The organism is Acinetobacter lwoffii (assembly GCF_024129595.1).
GTDB classification, from domain to species: domain Bacteria; phylum Pseudomonadota; class Gammaproteobacteria; order Pseudomonadales; family Moraxellaceae; genus Acinetobacter; species Acinetobacter lwoffii_O.
Map to the genome: position 1 here is coordinate 1 of NZ_JAMXXS010000044.1, position 18,987 is coordinate 18,987.

Below are 18,987 nucleotides of genomic sequence, written 5' to 3' on the forward strand. Positions count from 1 at the left end.
CCACACGCTATGATAAATTGGCTCAAAACTTCTTATCAGCGATCTACTTGGCTTCAACAATCATCTGGCTTAATTGATGACACGCCCTAGAAAACTTATTGAACCGCGATGATCTCAGTGGCCGTTTTAAAGATGAATCAGCCAAAGAAGGTCAGAAAAATACCCGTGCAGGTTATATTCATTATTATCGTAATGAAAAAGGTGATATTCAGCGTTGGGCTGAAAACCAGACCTTCATTGCACTCGGTCAAATGCTCTTGGCTGCCAGAATTGAAGGGGTTGATGCCACACCAATTGGCGGCTTTGACGAAGAGATGATTAGTGAAGAATTACAACTTGCAGAACAGGGTTTGATCCCTTCTGTATTGCTGACTTTAGGCTATCGCAGTGAAAATGATTTCAATGCCAAACTCCCTAAATCACGTCTTGCCGCTGAAGATATTTTCACCAAACTGTAAGGAATTTATGCTATAAAAGGGGTCAAGCGCCCCTTTCCATGTCAATTCGGGCCTATTTTTTGCTTTATTTAATTTACATCTAATAGAATAACAATAGAGGTCATCTATGTCGCTCCTTACATCCAAATCCCTGAAATTTGAATGCCATCATTGCGATAAAATTTATCTCCAGCACTATAAAGAGCAACAGCATCGTTATCCGCACTGTCCAGACTGCCAACAGTCCGGTTTATTGCTTGGACTGGCCGAAGCAGGCGACCTGCTCCGACATCCGATTGAATTTGCATCTTCTTATGTCAAGCAGACATTGCATAAGCTAGGCAAATCACACTAGTCAAGCCTAGCAGAAACCCTACAGTACTTGCAGGTTTGAGCCGCTCTTTAAAGAATACCAGACCTGCTATCACACCAAATACCACCACCAGAATATTCATGCCAGCAAAGACGATCGCAGGTGAATCCTTAAGCAGCATATGGGCTTTGACATAGAAAGCAATATTGGCAAAATTCAGGAAACCCAATAACAGACCAGCGCCGATATTCTGCATCAAGCCCAAGCTTTTATATTTGATTAACAGATAGCCCATCGAAATGATCAGGGCACAAACAAACATTAGATTCAGCGCCACCGCGAATTGGAGGCCCAGACTGGTTGTATATTTCAACAATACATCAATCAGTGCATAACCGACCCAGACCAAGCCCAGATACAACATTCCCTGACTGCCCTGTCCTGTACTTTGTCGATGTGAAAACAGGATGCACAGCACTGCTCCAATACCTAAAGCGATCCCAAGTATTTTCAGCTGATTAAACTGTTCCTGAAAAATGAAATAGGCTGCAGCCAGTGACAAAACTACAGAAAGTCGCTGGGCAATTTCGGTTTTTAAAATTCCAGCCGTTTGCAAAGCCTTGGCCAAAAACAGAAATACGCTCGGAAGCAAAATACCCAGAGCCAGAATAAGCAACCAAGGCGTCTGAGACATTGAAATATGCTGAATATCAGGCTTAAACCAGAAAAAACACAAGAGACTGGCTGTCATATAGTTCCAGCTAATCATGTGTATCGGACTCAAGCCCTTATTTTTGGCGACTTTTAATAATATTGAGACCGCAACGCTGCATAGCGCTGCTGCGAAAATCAGTTCCATATGCTGCTCTTATTCTTGATATTTATGAGTCTACAAAAAAGCCCACATTTGCAGTGGGCTTTTTTTATAAATGATTCACTGGGAATTATTTATAGTGTGACACCATTTTCTCTAAAGAGATTGGGCGAATCTTGTCTGCATTGCCTGCAGTACCAAAAGCTTCGTAACGATCGATACAGATTTGCTTCATTGCATCTACAGTTGCGCTGAAGAATTTACGTGGATCGAATTCGCTTGGTTTTTCTGCCATCATACGACGCATTGCACCGGTAGATGCTAAACGCAAGTCAGTATCGATGTTAATCTTGCGCACGCCGTGTTTGATCGCTTCAACCAGCTGTTCAACCGGAACACCGTAAGTTTCCTTGATGTCGCCGCCATACTGGTTAATCACTGCCAACCATTCTTGTGGCACAGAGCTTGAACCGTGCATGACAAGATGTGTGTTTGGAAGTGCTGCGTGAATTTCTTTAATGCGGTCAATCGCAAGAATATCACCTGTAGGTGGACGCGTGAACTTGTACGCACCGTGTGAAGTACCTACTGCAATTGCAAGCGCATCAACATTGGTATCAGCAACGAAGCTACGCGCTTCTTCAACTGAAGTCAGGAGTTGAGAATGATCCAGTACGCCTTCTGCGCCTACGCCATCTTCTTCACCCGCCATACCTGTTTCAAGGCTACCCAAACAACCGATTTCACCTTCAACAGATACGCCACACGCATGTGCCATTTGAACTGTACGGCGAGTCACATCAACGTTATATTCATATGAAGTTGGTGTTTTACCGTCTTCACCCAGTGAACCGTCCATCATTACTGATGAAAAGCCTAACTGGATTGAACGTTGACAAATGTCAGGGCTGGTACCGTGGTCTTGATGCATTACCACTGGAATATGTGGCCATTCTTCAATTGCAGCCAAAATTAGGTGACGCAAGAACGGAGCGCCTGCATATTTACGCGCACCCGCAGATGCTTGTACGATAACAGGTGAATTGGTTGCATCTGCTGCAAGCATAATTGCACGCATTTGTTCTAAGTTGTTTACGTTAAATGCTGGTACGCCGTAAGCATGTTCGCCGGCGTGATCCAAGAGCTGGCGCAATGAAATAAGAGCCATAATATCCTCCCAGTGAATGCCACATATTCTACATGTTCAAAGGTTTCAATTCAGCAACAAATAACACTATTTAAAAAAAATCCCTGCATTTGCAGGGATTTTGTGTCACATCAACCGGATTAAGGTGCTACAGGCTCTGAAGTCGCAGCAACCGACTCGTCTGCAGTTGCTTCATCGGCTGGCGCATTGGCAACTTCAGCCGGGATATCGGTATTTTTTTCGTCTAGAATTGGCTGATCAATGGCATCAATGGCAGCTTGCTGTTCTGGAGTCACCGCCTGATCCGCCACTGCTGCCGAGCTTTCTGCTTCAGCTTCTGGTGTGCTTTCCTGTTTTGCACATGCAGTCAGTGCCAGAGAAGCTGCTAATAATACTGCGATAGTTAACTGTTTCTTCATCACGTATTCTCGTCATTTGGTGATTTAATGACTGCATCTTATGACAGATTTATTGCATTTTAATGACGAAGCCATGAAGGGTAAGTTTTCACTGTCAAAAAAATGACATAAAAAAAGCTGGCACTGGGCCAGCTTTTAGCTTAGGACATACAATTAAGCACGTTCTAACAGTACCGCAACAGCAGGAAGGGTTTTACCTTCAACGAATTCAAGGAATGCACCGCCACCCGTCGAGATATAACCAATTTTGTCAGCCACTTCATATTTATCAATCGCAGCAAGTGTATCCCCACCGCCCGCAATCGAAAAACCTTCAGATTCAGCAATCGCTAAAGATAAAGTTTTAGTACCTTCACCGAATTGATCTACTTCAAATACGCCGACTGGGCCATTCCAAAGAATAGTTTTAGAGGTTTTCAGGATTTCTGCAAATGCTTTCGCAGTTTCCGGGCCTACATCCAGAATCATGTCGTTGTCAGCAACATCTGCAACGTTTTTCACCGTCGCTTTCGCAGCAGCCAATGAACCCAAGAAATCTTCAAAGTTAATTTCAGAGGCATCTGTAACGACTACGTCAGTTGGAAGTGGAACTGATACTTTTGCAGCAATGGCTTTTGCTGTATCGATTAGATCCTTTTCACACAGTGATTTGCCCACGTTATAGCCTGCCGCAGCAAGGAAAGTGTTGGCAATACCGCCACCAACGATCAATTGATCACAGATATCAGAAAGTGAGGTCAAAACGTCAAGTTTGGTTGAAACTTTAGAACCTGCAACAATCGCCACCATTGGTTTTTCTGGAGTTTTCAGTGCACGGCCAAGCGCATCCAGTTCAGCTGCCAATAAAGGACCTGCTGCTGCAACTTTCGCTAAACGCGCTACACCTTCAGTAGAGGCTTCTGCACGGTGCGCTGTACCAAAGGCATCCATTACAAATACATCACACAGCGCTGCATATTTTGCTGCAAGTTCAGGATTGTTTTTCTTCTCGCCGACGTTAAAACGACAGTTTTCAAGCAGAACGACCTGACCTGGCTGAACATCAACGCCATCTAAATAGTCAGTAAACAGTTTTACTTCTTGGCCCAAAGCTTCAGTCAAGTAAGCCGCTACAGGAGCAAGTGACTGTTCAGCTTTAGGCTCACCTTCAACCGGACGACCCAGATGAGAATACACCATGACTGCAGCGCCTTTTTCTAGTGCTGCTTTAATCGTTGGCAATGCTGCACGAAGACGCGCATCGCTGGTGATCACACCATTTTTAACAGGAACGTTTAAATCTTCACGGATCAGAACACGTTTACCTGCTAAATCGAGGTCAGTCATACGCTGAAAGTTCATGTAGAGCTCACTTTATAGATATTAAAACCAGGCGATTTTAAATGATTATGCAGAAAAAGGTTAGCATCTTTTGCAGAAAACATTATGAATGCCAAAGTTTTGTTATGATAGAAAAAAGCCTCTTTTAGATTCAGTCCCTATGTCGATACATCCTGATCCAAATCTTAACCGTTTGAACGTGTTAGGTGAGCCTTTGTCCAGCTGTTGCTTCGATCCGATTACCGGATATTTCCGCAATGGCTTTTGCCATACTGCGACCACCGATCTGGGCCAGCATACGGTTTGCGCGCAAATGACCTCAGAATTTCTGAATTTTTCTCAAAAAGTCGGTAATGACCTGATTACGCCTTTGCCCGAACTGGATTTCCCGGGCCTGCAACCTGGCGATTTCTGGTGTATCTGCGTAACGCGCTGGGTCGAAGCCTATGAAGCGGGTCAAGCTCCACCGATCAAGCTACAAGCCTGTCACAAAGCTGTTCTGGCGTATGTACCGTTAAATATTCTTGAGGAATATGCTGTCTAATGAATTCTGCACAGATTATCTTGGCATCGTCCAGTCAAACCCGCAAAGCGCTGATGGATCGTCTGCATATTAATTATATTTCCATGGTACCGGATATTGATGAATCTCCTCGCGGGGAAAATCACGCAGATGATCTGGCACAACGACTGGCTTTTGAGAAAGCCAGATATATTGCTGAACAAAATCCAGAAGCGATTGTGATCGGCTCAGATCAGGTGGCATGGCGTGAAGGTGCGCCGGATATTTTTATTGGTAAACCGTTAACGACTGAAAAGGCCATTCGCCAGCTACAAGCCAACTCGGACAAGATTGTCTATTTTAGTACTGCGCTCAGTGTGCAGCAGCTATCGACCGGTTTTGAACAAAGTCTGGTTGAACACTATAAAGTCAAGTTCCGCAAACTGTCTCAGGTCGAAATCGAGCGTTATGTCGAAATTGAACAACCTTTGCATTGTGCAGGCAGTTTCAAATGTGAAAGCCTCGGTATCAGCTTGTTTGAAGAAATGATCGGACAAGATCAGACCACGCTGATGGGCATGCCAATGATCAAGCTCTGTCATATTCTTCGTGAATTAAAAATTTTGGTTCCTTAATCTCTCCCTTAAATTCAGGCTGTACTCTATGTCTCAACCTTTAGACGTATTAGGCGGTATTACCGCTGAACAATTCCTTAGCGAATACTGGCAAAAGAAACCTTTATTGGTGCGTAATGCGATGCCTGAAATCGTCAGTTTGCTTGAACCCAATGATGTGATGGAACTTGCGCTCGAAGAACATGTCACTGCCCGTCTCATCAAGCAGAAAGATCGTGATCCGAATCAGTGGAGCGTGAAATCTTCACCTTTGCTCAAGGCAGATTTCCAGAAAATGCCAAAACTCTGGACACTTTTGGTTCAGGCTGTAGATCACTATTCATTTGACCTGTCGGCGCTTTGGAAAAAATTCCCGTTTATTCCACAATGGCGTCGCGATGACATTATGGTGTCTTATGCTCCACAAGGCGGTTCAGTCGGCAAACATTTCGACTTCTATGATGTATTTCTGGTACAAGGCCATGGCCACCGTCGCTGGCAGCTTGGGCAAATGTGTGATGCCGAAACTCCATTTGTTCCGGGTCAACCGCTTAAATTATTGCCTGAAATAGAAGTGAACTTTGATGAAGTGCTGGCACTTGGCGACTTGCTCTATGTGCCGCCTGGTCTGGCTCATTACGGCGTGGCTGAAGATGACTGCCTGACTTATTCATTCGGTTTCCGCATGCCAAATATCAGTGACATGATGGATCGTGTCGGGGATAAATTCTCTGAAAATGAAACGCTGCGTAACCCATTGCTGGATATCATCCGTGATCAAGTCGGTGCTATCGGTGAAGTGAGCAGCAATGAGCTGGAATATCTGAAAGAACACATCATGCAGCAACTGCATAATTCCAATGTTCTCGAAGATGCCATCATGAGCTTGATGTCCGAACCTAAATATCCTGAAAACCTGCCTGAAGCAGAAGAAATCGGTACAGGTGATCTGGAAGAAGCACTTGATCAGGGTTATAGCCTGATGCTCGAACCTGCGTCACGCCTACTCTATACTGAAACAGACGGCAATGTTTTGTTCTGGGCTAATGGTGAAGGTGTGTCCATCTCTGAGGCATTCACTGCAAAACTCAAACAGCTTGCAGATGGTGAAGCGTTGTTATTCGGTGAAGACTTCGCTGATGAAGAAATTCTGGAAGATGTTGCGGCATTATTAAATGAAGCCGTGTTAATGCTGGTTCCACCTGCTGACGACGAGTAAGCTTTCCAAGGCTCTATTTAAGCAATAATTTTAAGAGGATCACATGATCCTCTTTTATTTTCAGAGTCTAAAATTCTAGCCACTTAAGGCTGATAAAGTTCCAGTACCACCCGAATCAGCGTATTTCCTTGTTCAGATTCAATCTGGAACAATCCTCCCATGCGCTCAACCCGCATTTTCATGCTGCGCATTCCAATACTCAGGCCATTTTTTTGCACCATGTCAGCATCGAAACCGATGCCATTATCCTGAATACTCAGGGTAAGCTGATGCGGCTGGGAATATTCCAGACTGACTTTCACCTGACTGGCCTGACTGTGCTTAATGATATTGGTCAGGCTTTCTTCGACTACCCGAATCAAGGTTAAACACTGTAATGCAGTCGGTTCACGCTGCCAGACTTTTGGAAATGACCATTCAACTTCAATCTCCATTTCTTCCATCAACTGGGTAAAACGATAGCGTACCGGTGCGATCCAGAGTAACGGCGTTTGTGGGACTTTATTTTCAATAGATGAACCACTGTCAATGATTTGTCTGAGATCATCTCTAAGCAATTTCAGCATGGATAGAAACTGCTGTTTAGAAACTGTTTCGCTACTTTGATCCACCAGAATCATGGAACGGACAATAGAACCACCCAGTCCATCATGCAATTCATGTGACAGATTAATCCGCTCTTGCAGACGAACATTCGCCAGCTCCAGTTGATGTTTATCGTTCAGGCTTTTATTCAGGTCGGCACTGACCTGCTGGACTTTACGTTCTAACTGGGTATTGAATTTTTCGATTTTCCTGACATTGCGATTCAAGCGTGTGCCCATAATCAGCACCACAAACAGGGTAATAATCGGTGAGGTATAGGGCGATAAAGGGGAAAATTCATTGACCTTGGTTTGGTTCAACATGATCAGGTCGATGACTACACACAGCAAAATCCCCCAGAGACATAGCATCAGGAAGAGATATTCTCCATTTCGGGTTTTGATGGCCTGATAGCTGATATACACAGTACAACTGACAAAGAGCAATACATAGAAGATAAACACTCCACCCAATACCTGCTCCAGATAATCCAAGGGACTGATCATAACCAGTAAGCTAGACAGAACGCTGACCAGAATAAATCCTCGCTCCAACTGCTTAAATTTCTGTTTTACAAAGCGGATCAGATACAGACAGAAGCAATGGATATAGGCAACAAAAAAAAGCATGTTGGCTTTACTTGCCGAAATCGTGGAGCGAAATGGAAAGTTTTCTGTCGTGAGCACATTGGAAATAAACAAAATCCATAACAGTGAACTGAGTGCCAACCAGCCAAAAGTGGTTTCTGAACGCCGGAATAACCAGATAATGAAACAGATCAGCCCAATCGTGGCCGAGAAAATCATATTGATCTGAAATACAGTACGGCGATCCCAGATTTTGCCTAGATACTGCTGGCTATTCCCCAGCACATTATTAAATTGAATGTTGCCTAGGCCCGCGCTTTGGAAACTGTAGCCATTTACATAAATCAGGATTTCATTACTGTCTTTACGCAAACCGCTAATCGGGAAAACCCAGTAACGCGGCATATTCCAGCTTTTCGACAAGGGTTCTTGCAAGTTCCGGTCAGACCAAAGCAAGTCACCATTCAGGAATACGGCACCTGCCGAATTAATATAATCAATAGAAAAGGCAACCGGTTCTGCAAGGCGGATGTTGTCTTGGCATGACCAGCGCCAGACAATCTTGTACCAGGCACCGCCATGATAACTCTTCCAGTTGTTCTGCCAGTTATCCGGCAAACGTACGCTTTGCCAGCCCGATGTCGGCATCTCGGTAGGACCCTGAGCCTGAACTTTCTGAATATAGTCGATCTTCACCTGGCAAAGATCATTAATCTGAAAATGGCTTTGCGCCTGACTCATCCTACAGAACAAGCAAAGCCAGCTGCACAGGACAAAAACACCGATCCATTTCAGTCGCTGCCGTTTGCTGCTTCTGGAACAAGCAGATGACATTACAGAATTCCCAGATGCCGTGCGGTACTGACCGCCTTAGTACGTTTACTGACCGAGAGTTTGCGGTAAATATGCTTAATATGACTTTCGACGGTATAGCGTGACACACAGAGCTGCTCGGCAATTTCACGATTACTCAGACCTTGCGCAACCAAGGACAGGATTTCCTGCTCACGCTGTGTCAGCATTTCCTGATCCGCAGCTGACCTGTTTTGCTCTATTGTTGCTGAAATGGTGGGAATAGAAATCTGTTTTAAAATTTCACGAGCAACAAAGGGATCAATCGGTGCACCGCCACGCAAAATACTGCGAATAGCCAAGGCGACTTCCACATCATCGCGCTCTTTAAGCACATAACCGGTCGCACCAGCCTGAATTGCGCTAAACAGACTATCCTGTGTACTCCAGGCAGACACCACTAGAATCAGCGCTTGTGCGTCCTGTTCGCGGATTTTTTCAATAATTGAAATGCCACTTCCATCCGGTAAACCCAAATCTACTAAGGCCAGTGCAATCGGCTGTTGCTGCAAAACGGCATATGCTTCTTTCACCGTATTGGCAAATAACAGAACGTCATCCTGATAACCTAGATTGCTTAATATGATTTTTAAACGGCGCTGGATGACATATTCATCTTCAACGATTAATACTGGTACTGGCAAGACTGCCTCCGATGCTGTCATAAGCACGCCCCTTATATTTATTTTTATATATCCCCTTTAAGATTAAAATATAAACAAAATCACACTAAAAATCATGATTTATTTATTTTTTATTATCTGAAGTTTTAAGCAGCGAGAAACGCTTACGCCCGTTTTCCATATCATAGACATAAAAAATGCCATCTGTTTAGCAGATGGCAGTTCAAGATAGAAAATCTTTTGAAGTTATACGAGCTGTCTACTTTAAGCAGTACCGTATTGCTGTTTTAAATATTTCACAATCTCAGCCGATTCAAACATTTTGGTATCTGTATTTGGATCGACCAGATAGGGAAGCTGAATATTATTTCCCATCATTTCAAACAAATGTTCACGCTTACCGCCTGGTAGTGGTTCATATTTTCCCGGTTTTAAACGCAATTTGGCCGGTCCATAATCTTGCCAGCGCTCTTTAGCGACATTATGAAAAACAAACGGCACTTCCAGTTCACTCAAAACGGCGCGTACAATTCGGGTATAAGGACTGGCCTCAAAGCCCCATAATTCTAATAACAGTTCAGGTGTTGGCCGATCCTTAATCTTGGGATTCACCATTCCGCCGCGTAAACCATTGAGGACGGTTCCCGCAATTGCAGCCACTGGAATTTTAGGATAGTGAGCATATTTCTTGGGAGTTTTGCCGGTTTTGCCATAATGCTTGAACAGATGATCGATAATATCCTGAGACTCATAGAGTCGATCACCGGTATTTTCATCAACTAAAAAAGGAAATTGCAGTTTTCCACCCAATTGCTGCACCTCAGGACGGAAATGAGTACCCCCTCGTGGACATGGATAAACTTCATAATCCAGATTTAGCAAGGTCATGACTTCACGCACCCGACGACAAAATGGTGAACCCTCGTATTCATAGAGCTTCAAGGCTTTTTCAGGCTGATTTGGAAACGGTGTACCCACCATCCCACGTCCACCTTCAGCGATTGAAGAGGCCAAAGCTTGTACAACTTTAATTTGATGACTCAACATAGTATTTTCCTATTTTTGTTTTATATGAATGAAAGACAGAATCTAGGCATCCTGTCTTTCAGGGTACAGATAAGTTTTGTTGTTATTCTTTCATGCAGAAATGCAGATTCCGGCCGATTAAGCCACTAATGCTGTTTTAGACACCACAATACCATTATTGTCTGCATAGACATACTCGCCTGCATTAAACGTGACACCACTAAAACAGAGAGAAATATCAACTTCACCTACACCCTTGCGATTGCTCTTCTGTGGAATAGCCCCCAATGCATGCACACCAAGATCAAGTTCAGCAATTGCATCGACATCACGAACGCAACCGTAAATAATCACGCCATTCCAGTGATTTTTTACCGCTGATTCTGCAATCAGGTCACCCATCAAGGCACAGCGCATGGATGCACCGCCATCTACGACCAGGACCTTGCCTGTTCCATCTGTGGCCAACAACTCTTTCACCCGCGAGTTATCTTCAAAACATTTTACTGTCACAATCTGACCGCCAAAGGTTTTGCGCGCCCCATAACTCTTAAAAAATTTACCGTCCAGGCAAGGTGTCACCACCTGAAGCTCTAATTCTGGATGGTCATCTAACAAGTCACAGGTAACAAATGCTGCTGTAGACACGGTGTTTTCCCCTCATTTCATTTTTTGTATGCGTAAATTATCATAAATTTCAAATTTTACCGTCTGAGTTAGCGCGGCCTCGACCATAGTATGAGCCACCTGCTCGGCTGTCACTGGCTTATACGCAAAACTATCCGGAATAAAACGCGATACTTTGTGGTAAACCTGCTGCGCGATATCTTCCAAAAAACGCTGCTCTGGACGTTCACCAATGAGCAATGAAGGTCGAATCAGGCTGATTCTGTCCAAGGACAAGGTTTGTACATATTCTTCCAGCTCACCTTTGACCCGATTATAGTAAAAATGAGATTGTGGATCGGCACCCATTGCACTCAGCAACAGGTAATGCGCTGAAGTTTGTTGTAACAGCTCTGCAAAGTGAGCATTTATGGTATAGTCAATACTATAAAATGCCTGTTTGGATCCGGCCTTTTTCATGGTGCTGCCCAGGCAGCTAAAACCATGGCTATGCTTGCTGACATCCTGATCATTCAACATCAGGAAATCTTCCAGTACCAGTTGTTGAACTTTATCCAAAGCATCCAGATCATTTTGATGTTTTCTGACCACTGCAGTAATCTGCTGGCAAGTCGGCTCATCTTGCAAACGTTTTATCAGTTGTTTTCCCACCAAGCCGGTGGCACCTATCACGATGGGATGAGTCAGTGATTTAGTCATTTTTTATACGATCTCCTAGGTGGAATACTAATCTAACGTTTTCTTTAGAATTTTTCTGCATCTAAAATGTTGTCAAAGCATGTCAAGACTTGACTTCGGTGCTTAGTTTAATCAAAATATGGCACTTGTTTACGGGCTGGTGATAATTCCTCTGATGTTGGTTTTCAGTTGAGTTTCAGCCCGCCCAGACCAATCTATTTCAAGGAGTGCACGAGTGGCAAACTCTGCTCAAGCTAAAAAACGTGCTCGTCAAAACGTTAAAGCACGCAAACACAACGCAAGCTTGCGTTCTATGGTTCGTACCTATCTTAAACGCACATTAGCTGCTATCAGCACTAATGACTATGCAGTTGCTACTGAAGCGTACAAATCGCTTGTTCCAGTAATCGACCGTATGGCTGACAAAGGCATCATCCATAAAAACAAAGCAGCTCGTCATAAGAGCCGCTTGAACGCGCAAGTTAAAGCATTAGCTTCTAACTAATCGCAAATGAAAAAAGCCCTTTTTTAGGGCTTTTTTTGTGCCTGAAATTTCAAGAAATCAGAAAAACAATCCGTTTAGATGCCCCTCATCCTGCCAATACGATGAGATAAAAAATAAGTCGCACCTCCCTTTTTAGATTATTGATCTTTATCCATAGAGGATGGCGAAGTAGTCTTATCCTGTTTCGTATTATCAGTATCCCGTTTTTGGCATGCGGTTAAACCCAGAATCGCGATCAGGCTAAAAATTGTGATAACTTTCATAATTTTCCTCAAAATGAATATTTCTATATTTATTAAGCATAGATAATTTTTATACTTACATTATTGAATTTTCACCCTATAAATGTAAAAAGGTGCAGTTTAAAATTTATTTTTATCGTTTTAGACTGACTTTTATTGAATGGTCAATATGAAAGGCCACACCATCTTCATAATTCCTAACTCCCCAATAAAAAACTCAACTGCTGCGAACAATTGAGTTTTGAAAGAATATTTTCATTTAAGAAAGTTGGGAACGTTTAAAATCAGCAATATCCAGTTCATGTACCTGACCGCGCCAGATCCATTTCAGCTTAGATTCCAAGAATACATCACCCTCAAACCAGACAAACAGACCTTCCATCATTTTCGGCCAGTCTTCCCGACTGACGTCCTGACGCCCAGACATCACTGCAATCATGGCTGCGAGAATAGTATCGTGGCTGACAGCCAAACTCAGCCCATATTTATTTTGCGGATGGGTGTTGTAAATCAGTTCCAGTACATCCACCACGCCATGAATCGGCTGTTTCATCCCCGGCAAGGCATTATTGACAAAACTGTTAATGAAACCGAGCGCACCCTGCTTGGCGAAATAAGGTCCAGCTTTTTGAATATCCAGTACAAAGCTACCAGGCTCCACCAGAAGTCCCTGTTCAATAATTTCAATACGATGGGTATTCTGCTCAGGGGTAACCGCATCTGCCCCTTCAATCATCAATGCAGCGGTATCAATACAACGCTGAATCGGACTCGAAATACAGTGATGAATCACGCGATCGGTTTGATCAGCCAGATAAGCCCCCCACTCTTGCGCCAGATCCCGCCCCTGATTGGTCAGTTGCAGATCATAGCCTGCCAAACCTTGACCCGGAACCTCCTCACGAATCGAATGCCGTGTGAATAAGGTGACAGGCGTTTGTACATCGGGCAATAAATCAATTGCACTCAACATACTCGGTGGAAGCAGTTTCAGGGACACGTTACAGCCAACTCTGGATTGGTAATAGGTTAAGCACCACTATAACACGCTCAGAATTTTGCTCAATGCTCGGCCTGCATGTCAGAAACCGCCTGCAATGCAATAATTTTCATATCATTATTCTTATAAGCAATGAATCCGCCATTCAGCAAAGTATCCCGATGATTATAAATAAATGGACGGCCTTCTAAATCGACCAGACCACCACCAATCCGTTCGAGCATACATTGACCAGCGCTGGTATCCCATTCCGAGGTCGGATGAAAACGTGGATAGATATCCACCTGATCTTCCAGCATCATGCAAAATTTATAAGCGCTGCCCGCTTTAAATTCGGTATAGTCCGTGAGCTTGGCCAGACTTTGCAAATACTCCAGATATTTCGGTTTCTGCTGGCTACTTTGGCTCAATCCCACAGCAATTGTTTTAGTGGTTTCAAGCATTTCATAAGCAAACCATGTCATCTTTTGGATATCATATTTATAAGGCAAGCCCTGCTCAGCACAGAAATAAATCAGTTGCTGCTCCGGAACCGCCAATATGGCAAAAGTGGTCAAACTGCCTCTGACCAGACTCAAATTAATAGTGAATTCGGGGCGCTGGTGCAAAAACTCTTTAGTGCCATCTAACGGATCTAGTAACCAGAATTCTGACCATGAGCGGCGTTCATGTTCCTGTCCTTCTTCAGACAATAAAGGCAAACTTGAAATCTCTGCCAAAGCTTGGGTCAGATAAGTATCGACCCGAAAATCTGCCTGAGTCACCGGAGAATTATCATTTTTTTTGATGACATCAAAAGCTGCACCAGAACAATAACGCTGATATTCTTCTCGCAAAATTTCACAGGCTTGTGTCAAAATGGGCACAAACTGCAAAATCATTGGATCTTGTGGTGCTGCTGTTGCTTTAAACATAGAAAACCTAAATATGTCAAAATGCTCTGAAAAACCTACCATAATTTTCGATATGGATGGCACTTTACTTGATCTTGCCTACGACGATTTCATCTGGAACGAGTTATTGCCTGTGCGTTATGCTGCCACACATGGCTGTAGCCTGGAACACAGCCAGGCGACACTCTATGCATTCTATCAGGAACATAATCATACCTTAAACTGGTACTCTTCACGCTTCTGGACGGCTAAAGTCGAAGTCGATGTTCTGGCGATGCAAATTGAACATAAAGATAAAGTCGCCTTGCGCCCTCATTGTCTTGAATTACTCGATTATCTTAAAAATAATGGCTATCCCATCTGGCTGGCCACCAATGCTGACTGTGCGGGTCTAGCATTTAAACTGGATCATTTGAATTTAAGAGATTATTTCGATGTCATCGTCAGCTCAGAAACGATTGGGCATGCCAAAGAATTTGTCGAATTCTGGCAAGGCCTGAATTCACTGCATCCATTTGATCCTGCACATGCTTATTTTATTGATGATACTGAAAAAGTCCTGAATGGGGCCCAAGCCTATGGTATTCAGAACCTGTTCAGCATCCAGCAGCCCTCTTCAGCCAAAGTAGCACGTGAGACTTGTAATTACCCCATGCTGCACCAATTAACAGATTTAATCACTCATTTAAATCAGGCTGAGGTAGAAAAAAAATATGCGTAAATCGTCTTTACCCGAAGATGCGGTAGGCATGCGTATAGACAAATGGCTGTGGGCAGCACGCTTTTTTAAAACCCGCTCGATTGCCAAACATGCGATTGAAGGTGGCAAAGTCCATCACAATGGTGAACGTGTTAAGGTATCGCGCGAAGTCCGTGTCGGTATGGAACTGACGATTCAGCAAGGCATCGACAAAAAAACCGTGCTGGTTAAGGAACTTTCTGATGTTCGTGGACCTGCACCCGTGGCACAAAAACTGTATGAAGAGACCGAAGTCAGTATTGCGCGCCGGGAATTGATTACGTCACAAAGAAAGTTGCATAATCTAGCTCGTCCCGACCATCGTCCAAGCAAGAAAGATCGTCGTGACATCAGTAGATTTAAAAATGAAAATAGTCAGAATTTCGATCAGTCATGGTCCTATAATGACGATTAAATTTAAGCGTCAGAATATGTCGTACATGCGCTGACTTTTATAGAACACTAGGGAAAATTCTGTCACTATACACCTGTGGAACAAAGCTCTAATTTAAGACATCCACTTGAGTACTAACTTAGTGACATCGTATTGAGGTTGTAAGATGGATGAGAATAAAAACAAGGCGCTCAACGCTGCCTTAAGCCAGATTGAAAAACAGTTTGGTAAAAATACAGTTATGCGTCTTGGTGACAATACCGTTCAGGCAGTTGAAGCCGTGTCTACAGGTTCTTTAACGCTGGATATCGCGCTCGGTATTGGTGGTTTACCAAAAGGTCGTATCGTCGAGATCTATGGTCCTGAATCTTCAGGTAAAACCACAATGACATTGCAAGCAATTGCAGAGTGTCAGAAAGCAGGCGGTACGTGTGCATTTATCGATGCGGAACACGCACTTGATCCTCAATATGCGCGCAAACTTGGCGTAGATATCGACAATCTGCTGGTATCGCAACCGGATCATGGTGAACAGGCACTTGAAATTGCAGACATGCTGGTACGTTCTGGCGCGATCGACATGATCGTTGTCGACTCTGTTGCTGCATTGACTCCGCGCGCTGAAATTGAAGGCGAAATGGGTGACTCGCATATGGGTCTGCAAGCCCGTTTAATGAGCCAGGCACTGCGTAAAATTACTGGTAATGCCAAGCGTTCCAACTGTATGGTGATCTTCATTAACCAGATTCGTATGAAGATTGGCGTCATGTTTGGCAGCCCTGAAACCACAACTGGTGGTAATGCACTGAAATTCTATGCCTCTGTTCGCTTGGACATCCGTCGTATTGGCCAAGTGAAAGAAGGCGACGAGATTGTTGGTTCTGAAACTAAAGTCAAAGTCGTGAAAAACAAAATGGCGCCTCCGTTTAAAGAAGCATTATTCCAGATTCTTTATGGCAAAGGTGTTAACCATCTAGGTGAATTGATCGACCTTGCTGTACAGCAAGAAATCGTGCAGAAAGCTGGTGCGTGGTATTCTTATCAAGGCGACAAAATTGGCCAGGGTAAGAACAACACCATCCGTTATCTGGAAGAGCATAAAGAAATGGCTCAGACGATTGAAAAACTGATTCGTGACCAGCTTCTGACTAAAGCAGTGGTTGTTGAAGAAGACGATAGCAAGGAAGAACCTGACTTTTTAGATGCATGATCTTATTAGATGCATCATCTTTAAACGTCAATACACAGCGCCCTCCGGGGCGTTTTGTTATTATATAGGGAATCTAAAATCCGAGAGAATCATGTCAGACGCGAAATTCAGCAAACTGCTCGATTATGAAACTTTAAAACAGCAATTTGGTGATACTGAAGATCAAGCTCAACCTGCAAAAAGTGCGATCCAAGACGCTCCTGAATTTGATCCTGAAGAACGTTTGTTTTCCTCTACCCCAACTCAGGATGAGAAGAAACCGGGACTGACAGGCTCACGCTTACGTTCTTATGCCTTTGCCGTACTGACGCGCAAGGAATATTCCAAAGCCGAACTGATCGAGAAATTAAGCCTTTATGCAGAGCATCGTGATGAAATCATTACCTTAGTGGAAGAGCTGTCCCGTGAGAACTATCAAAGTGATCAGCGTGTGGCGGAAACCATGTTGTCGAGTCAAAAGCGTAAAGGCAAAGGTCCCAATCAAATTAAAATGAAACTCAAGAGCAAAAAGATTGATACTGCTCTGATTTCAGAAGAACTCAAGGAAACTGATTGGGTGCAGCAAGCCTATGAACTAAAAGTCAAAAAATATGGGACTGAAGTTACTAAAGACCCCAAGCTCAAAGCCAAACAGATCCGTTTTTTAATGTATCGTGGTTTTGAAATGGATGCGATTATCAAGGCGATTAACCGTAAAGCAGAAGACTAAGTCTTATATTCTTTGAAAGCCTTAATACACGTATAAACATATTGGATATTTAATTGAATATTAGCTGCAAAATAAAATAAAGCACGACATAAAATAATAATGATCTGAATCATTAAAATAATAAGATAGTGCTGTTTGATGACATTGAAAAAGGAATGATATTTGAGAATAGAAAACTGCGAATTCGCATTGTTATTATAATAAGAATATGGTGGCAACCCTACCAGCAAAGCTCCGGCACATCATAGTTCTATTACCGTTGCTACCTTCCGGTCCTGGCGGGGTTCATAGAGTACAATTGCGAAGTAACCAGCAGGGCTACCATTACAAAAACAGAGTATAGAGATTTTTAATCAAGTTGCAAGCCTTGTTCCGCAAAATAATCCCTCAAGCTATCCGTTTGATTATTTTAAAAACAATATTGATATTTCTGCTGATTTTTAAGGGATCTTCACAATCAATCCATCAACACTCAGATTCACATGATCTTTGTAAAACCTTGTTGCATTTTCTAAAAATGCCGTTTTTAATGTGTGCAATGTATATGAATGATCTACTTTGAAAAGATGAGCAGCGGATCCGCATCTCACAAAGAATTATGGAAATTTTATGATGTTTAAAAAGACCGTATTGTGTGTAGTGACAGCACTCTTTACCACACCTCTATTTGCCAATATTCCGATTGAATCGCGCGGCTTGAGCCAAGCTACAAATCAAACCGCAGTAAATACCCCAGCGGCAATTGCGGCTGGTGCAACTCCAGCAGTTCAAACCAATACCAGCTGGCAAATCATGCAAAAGAACCAGCAGCTCGAGAATGACCTGCGGATTTTGCGCGGTAAAATGGAAGAACAGGAAAATGAGATTGAACGGCTCAAAAATGAACTGACTAATCGTTATGCCGATCTCGATCAGCGTCTTGAACTGTTGCAGCAAAAAATTGAACCTGCTGAAGACAATCCAACGGAGGAAAACCCACAGGATACTGCACCCAGCCTAAGCGCAAATAAGGTCAATACAGCAAGCAGCGGACAGCAACCTGCTGAGCTGGAAAAAGCCGCTTATACCGTGGCTTTAGATGCTTATAAAAATGGCGGTGCAGCCAAAGCCATTGCCCCGATGCAAAACTTTATTAAAAACAATCCGAATAGCGTTTATATCAGCAATGCTTATTTCTGGTTAGCGGAATTCAATCTGGCGATTGACCCACCAAAATTTGCTGAAGCGAAACGTAATTACCTGATTGTCGTTGACCGTTACCCAAATTCCGCGAAAGCATCCACTGCCCTGTATCAGCTTTATAACATCAGCAAAGATGTCGAAAAGAATGTTACGCTTGCTTCACAATATAAAACAAAGCTACTGAAGAATTATCCGAAAGCTGAGGAAATTAAATTTCTTAAGTAAAATAGAAATTCCCAAAATAAAAAAGACACCTTCAGGTCATTGCTGTCCCACAATTTTTCACAAGAGGAAGCTCATTTGAGCTTCCTCTTGTTTTATGGGTATTTTATCGGGTGAAAATAAAGCTT

At 43.3% G+C, this 18,987-nt stretch carries 22 protein-coding genes, 1 other RNA gene and 1 pseudogene; 11 read left to right on the forward strand and 13 right to left on the reverse strand.

Features of this window, described 5'->3' with window-relative positions; all coding sequences use genetic code 11:
- Window positions 1-86: 86 nt before the first annotated feature.
- Together NI466_RS14115 and NI466_RS14120 are read left to right on the forward strand one after the other, a co-directional pair.
- Window positions 87-458 (forward strand): annotated as a pseudogene (locus NI466_RS14115) (nitroreductase family protein); the annotation flags it as partial.
- Between the two features lie 106 nt (window positions 459-564).
- Window positions 565-792: a hypothetical protein gene (locus tag NI466_RS14120; protein WP_004646744.1), complete on the forward strand. Its 228-nt coding sequence runs from the start codon at window positions 565-567 to the stop codon at window positions 790-792.
- Here NI466_RS14120 and NI466_RS14125 read toward each other — a convergent pair.
- The 4 genes from NI466_RS14125 to NI466_RS14140 form a co-directional block, all read right to left on the reverse strand.
- Window positions 755-1,609 carry an EamA family transporter gene (locus NI466_RS14125; RefSeq protein WP_253173885.1) on the reverse strand — a complete coding sequence of 285 codons (855 nt, stop codon included), beginning with the start codon at window positions 1,607-1,609 and terminating at the stop codon, window positions 755-757. The two genes, NI466_RS14120 and NI466_RS14125, sit on opposite strands and share 38 nt — an antisense overlap.
- Window positions 1,610-1,694: 85 nt before the next feature.
- Complete coding sequence (fba, locus tag NI466_RS14130) at window positions 1,695-2,732, reverse strand: class II fructose-bisphosphate aldolase (protein ID WP_004279853.1); 1,038 nt, start codon at window positions 2,730-2,732, stop codon at window positions 1,695-1,697.
- 119 nt (window positions 2,733-2,851) lie between these two features.
- Window positions 2,852-3,130: a hypothetical protein gene (locus tag NI466_RS14135; protein WP_004646741.1), complete on the reverse strand. Its 279-nt coding sequence runs from the start codon at window positions 3,128-3,130 to the stop codon at window positions 2,852-2,854.
- 153 nt (window positions 3,131-3,283) lie between these two features.
- Window positions 3,284-4,471 carry a phosphoglycerate kinase gene (locus NI466_RS14140; RefSeq protein WP_071852145.1) on the reverse strand — a complete coding sequence of 396 codons (1,188 nt, stop codon included), beginning with the start codon at window positions 4,469-4,471 and terminating at the stop codon, window positions 3,284-3,286.
- 139 nt (window positions 4,472-4,610) lie between these two features.
- Between NI466_RS14140 and NI466_RS14145 the strand changes: the two genes are divergently transcribed.
- Genes NI466_RS14145 through NI466_RS14155 form a run of 3 tightly spaced genes read left to right on the forward strand, consistent with a single transcriptional unit; the run spans window position 4,611 to window position 6,785 of the window.
- Complete coding sequence (locus NI466_RS14145) at window positions 4,611-4,994, forward strand: DUF2237 family protein (protein WP_004279857.1); 384 nt, start codon at window positions 4,611-4,613, stop codon at window positions 4,992-4,994.
- Window positions 4,994-5,587 (forward strand): Maf family protein, encoded by a 594-nt coding sequence (locus tag NI466_RS14150; RefSeq protein WP_004279859.1) that lies wholly within the window; start codon window positions 4,994-4,996, stop codon window positions 5,585-5,587. The genes NI466_RS14145 and NI466_RS14150 overlap by 1 nt, the downstream gene beginning before the upstream one ends.
- 28 nt (window positions 5,588-5,615) lie before the next feature.
- Window positions 5,616-6,785 carry a ribosomal protein uL16 3-hydroxylase gene (locus NI466_RS14155; RefSeq protein WP_253173886.1) on the forward strand — a complete coding sequence of 390 codons (1,170 nt, stop codon included), beginning with the start codon at window positions 5,616-5,618 and terminating at the stop codon, window positions 6,783-6,785.
- A gap of 83 nt (window positions 6,786-6,868) precedes the next feature.
- Here the strand turns inward: NI466_RS14155 and NI466_RS14160 are convergent, their stop codons facing one another.
- From NI466_RS14160 to NI466_RS14180, 5 genes are all read right to left on the reverse strand, one after another.
- A complete protein-coding gene (locus NI466_RS14160; protein WP_253173887.1) occupies window positions 6,869-8,791 on the reverse strand; it encodes a sensor histidine kinase in 1,923 nt (640 codons plus the stop codon).
- Entirely contained in the window at window positions 8,791-9,474 is a 684-nt protein-coding gene (locus tag NI466_RS14165; protein WP_253173888.1) for a response regulator, read from the reverse strand. Before NI466_RS14165 ends, NI466_RS14160 begins: the two co-directional genes overlap by 1 nt.
- Window positions 9,475-9,696: 222 nt before the next feature.
- Window positions 9,697-10,479 carry a glutathione S-transferase N-terminal domain-containing protein gene (locus NI466_RS14170; protein WP_004646733.1) on the reverse strand — a complete coding sequence of 261 codons (783 nt, stop codon included), beginning with the start codon at window positions 10,477-10,479 and terminating at the stop codon, window positions 9,697-9,699.
- 117 nt (window positions 10,480-10,596) lie between these two features.
- Window positions 10,597-11,106, reverse strand: coding sequence for a ribonuclease E activity regulator RraA (gene rraA, locus NI466_RS14175; RefSeq protein WP_004729838.1), 510 nt, complete (start codon window positions 11,104-11,106; stop codon window positions 10,597-10,599).
- 12 nt (window positions 11,107-11,118) lie between these two features.
- Complete coding sequence (locus tag NI466_RS14180; RefSeq protein ID WP_253173889.1) at window positions 11,119-11,784, reverse strand: NAD(P)H-binding protein; 666 nt, start codon at window positions 11,782-11,784, stop codon at window positions 11,119-11,121.
- Window positions 11,785-11,998: 214 nt separating this feature from the next.
- On the opposite strand from NI466_RS14180, the gene rpsT reads away from it, so the two are divergent.
- Window positions 11,999-12,268, forward strand: a complete 270-nt coding sequence (gene rpsT / locus NI466_RS14185; RefSeq protein ID WP_004279868.1) for a 30S ribosomal protein S20 — start codon at window positions 11,999-12,001, stop codon at window positions 12,266-12,268.
- Window positions 12,269-12,405: 137 nt separating this feature from the next.
- On the opposite strand, the gene NI466_RS15955 is transcribed toward rpsT, so the two are convergent.
- The 3 genes from NI466_RS15955 to NI466_RS14195 all read right to left on the reverse strand — a co-directional run bounded on the left by NI466_RS15955 (window position 12,406) and on the right by NI466_RS14195 (window position 14,424).
- Window positions 12,406-12,531, reverse strand: a complete 126-nt coding sequence (locus NI466_RS15955; RefSeq protein ID WP_004646731.1) for a hypothetical protein — start codon at window positions 12,529-12,531, stop codon at window positions 12,406-12,408.
- A gap of 238 nt (window positions 12,532-12,769) precedes the next feature.
- Window positions 12,770-13,510, reverse strand: coding sequence for a histidine phosphatase family protein (locus NI466_RS14190; protein ID WP_004279869.1), 741 nt, complete (start codon window positions 13,508-13,510; stop codon window positions 12,770-12,772).
- A gap of 62 nt (window positions 13,511-13,572) precedes the next feature.
- Window positions 13,573-14,424, reverse strand: coding sequence for a 3'(2'),5'-bisphosphate nucleotidase CysQ family protein (locus NI466_RS14195; protein ID WP_243474693.1), 852 nt, complete (start codon window positions 14,422-14,424; stop codon window positions 13,573-13,575).
- A 13-nt stretch (window positions 14,425-14,437) separates the two neighbouring features.
- Between NI466_RS14195 and NI466_RS14200 the strand changes: the two genes are divergently transcribed.
- The 4 genes from NI466_RS14200 (at window position 14,438) to NI466_RS14215 (ending at window position 17,455) form a co-directional block, all read left to right on the forward strand.
- Window positions 14,438-15,124, forward strand: a complete 687-nt coding sequence (locus tag NI466_RS14200; protein WP_253173890.1) for an HAD-IA family hydrolase — start codon at window positions 14,438-14,440, stop codon at window positions 15,122-15,124.
- Window positions 15,117-15,557, forward strand: coding sequence for an RNA-binding S4 domain-containing protein (locus NI466_RS14205; RefSeq protein WP_004646726.1), 441 nt, complete (start codon window positions 15,117-15,119; stop codon window positions 15,555-15,557). Before NI466_RS14200 ends, NI466_RS14205 begins: the two co-directional genes overlap by 8 nt.
- Before the next feature lie 145 nt (window positions 15,558-15,702).
- Window positions 15,703-16,746, forward strand: a complete 1,044-nt coding sequence (gene recA / locus NI466_RS14210; protein WP_004279873.1) for a recombinase RecA — start codon at window positions 15,703-15,705, stop codon at window positions 16,744-16,746.
- Between the two features lie 91 nt (window positions 16,747-16,837).
- Window positions 16,838-17,455, forward strand: a complete 618-nt coding sequence (locus NI466_RS14215; RefSeq protein WP_253173891.1) for a regulatory protein RecX — start codon at window positions 16,838-16,840, stop codon at window positions 17,453-17,455.
- A gap of 218 nt (window positions 17,456-17,673) precedes the next feature.
- On the opposite strand, the gene ffs is transcribed toward NI466_RS14215, so the two are convergent.
- Window positions 17,674-17,770: signal recognition particle sRNA small type (ffs, locus tag NI466_RS14220), an RNA gene on the reverse strand.
- Window positions 17,771-18,064: 294 nt separating this feature from the next.
- Between ffs and NI466_RS14225 the strand changes: the two genes are divergently transcribed.
- A complete protein-coding gene (locus NI466_RS14225; protein ID WP_253173892.1) occupies window positions 18,065-18,862 on the forward strand; it encodes a tol-pal system YbgF family protein in 798 nt (265 codons plus the stop codon).
- Window positions 18,863-18,987 lie beyond the last annotated feature (125 nt).

Coding starts and splice junctions, on each gene's coding strand:
- NI466_RS14155 (WP_253173886.1), top strand. CDS start 5,616: ATGTCTCAACCTTTAGACGTATTAGGCGGTATTACCGCTGAACAATTC.
- NI466_RS14120 (WP_004646744.1), top strand. CDS start 565: ATGTCGCTCCTTACATCCAAATCCCTGAAATTTGAATGCCATCATTGC.
- NI466_RS14160 (WP_253173887.1), bottom strand. CDS start 8,791: ATGTCATCTGCTTGTTCCAGAAGCAGCAAACGGCAGCGACTGAAATGG.
- NI466_RS14195 (WP_243474693.1), bottom strand. CDS start 14,424: ATGTTTAAAGCAACAGCAGCACCACAAGATCCAATGATTTTGCAGTTT.
- NI466_RS14145 (WP_004279857.1), top strand. CDS start 4,611: ATGTCGATACATCCTGATCCAAATCTTAACCGTTTGAACGTGTTAGGT.
- NI466_RS14205 (WP_004646726.1), top strand. CDS start 15,117: ATGCGTAAATCGTCTTTACCCGAAGATGCGGTAGGCATGCGTATAGAC.
- NI466_RS14170 (WP_004646733.1), bottom strand. CDS start 10,479: ATGTTGAGTCATCAAATTAAAGTTGTACAAGCTTTGGCCTCTTCAATC.
- NI466_RS14165 (WP_253173888.1), bottom strand. CDS start 9,474: ATGACAGCATCGGAGGCAGTCTTGCCAGTACCAGTATTAATCGTTGAA.
- NI466_RS15955 (WP_004646731.1), bottom strand. CDS start 12,531: ATGAAAGTTATCACAATTTTTAGCCTGATCGCGATTCTGGGTTTAACC.
- fba (WP_004279853.1), bottom strand. CDS start 2,732: ATGGCTCTTATTTCATTGCGCCAGCTCTTGGATCACGCCGGCGAACAT.
- recA (WP_004279873.1), top strand. CDS start 15,703: ATGGATGAGAATAAAAACAAGGCGCTCAACGCTGCCTTAAGCCAGATT.
- NI466_RS14125 (WP_253173885.1), bottom strand. CDS start 1,609: ATGGAACTGATTTTCGCAGCAGCGCTATGCAGCGTTGCGGTCTCAATA.
- NI466_RS14140 (WP_071852145.1), bottom strand. CDS start 4,471: ATGAACTTTCAGCGTATGACTGACCTCGATTTAGCAGGTAAACGTGTT.
- NI466_RS14135 (WP_004646741.1), bottom strand. CDS start 3,130: ATGAAGAAACAGTTAACTATCGCAGTATTATTAGCAGCTTCTCTGGCA.
- NI466_RS14215 (WP_253173891.1), top strand. CDS start 16,838: ATGTCAGACGCGAAATTCAGCAAACTGCTCGATTATGAAACTTTAAAA.
- NI466_RS14200 (WP_253173890.1), top strand. CDS start 14,438: ATGTCAAAATGCTCTGAAAAACCTACCATAATTTTCGATATGGATGGC.
- NI466_RS14180 (WP_253173889.1), bottom strand. CDS start 11,784: ATGACTAAATCACTGACTCATCCCATCGTGATAGGTGCCACCGGCTTG.
- NI466_RS14150 (WP_004279859.1), top strand. CDS start 4,994: ATGAATTCTGCACAGATTATCTTGGCATCGTCCAGTCAAACCCGCAAA.
- NI466_RS14225 (WP_253173892.1), top strand. CDS start 18,065: ATGATGTTTAAAAAGACCGTATTGTGTGTAGTGACAGCACTCTTTACC.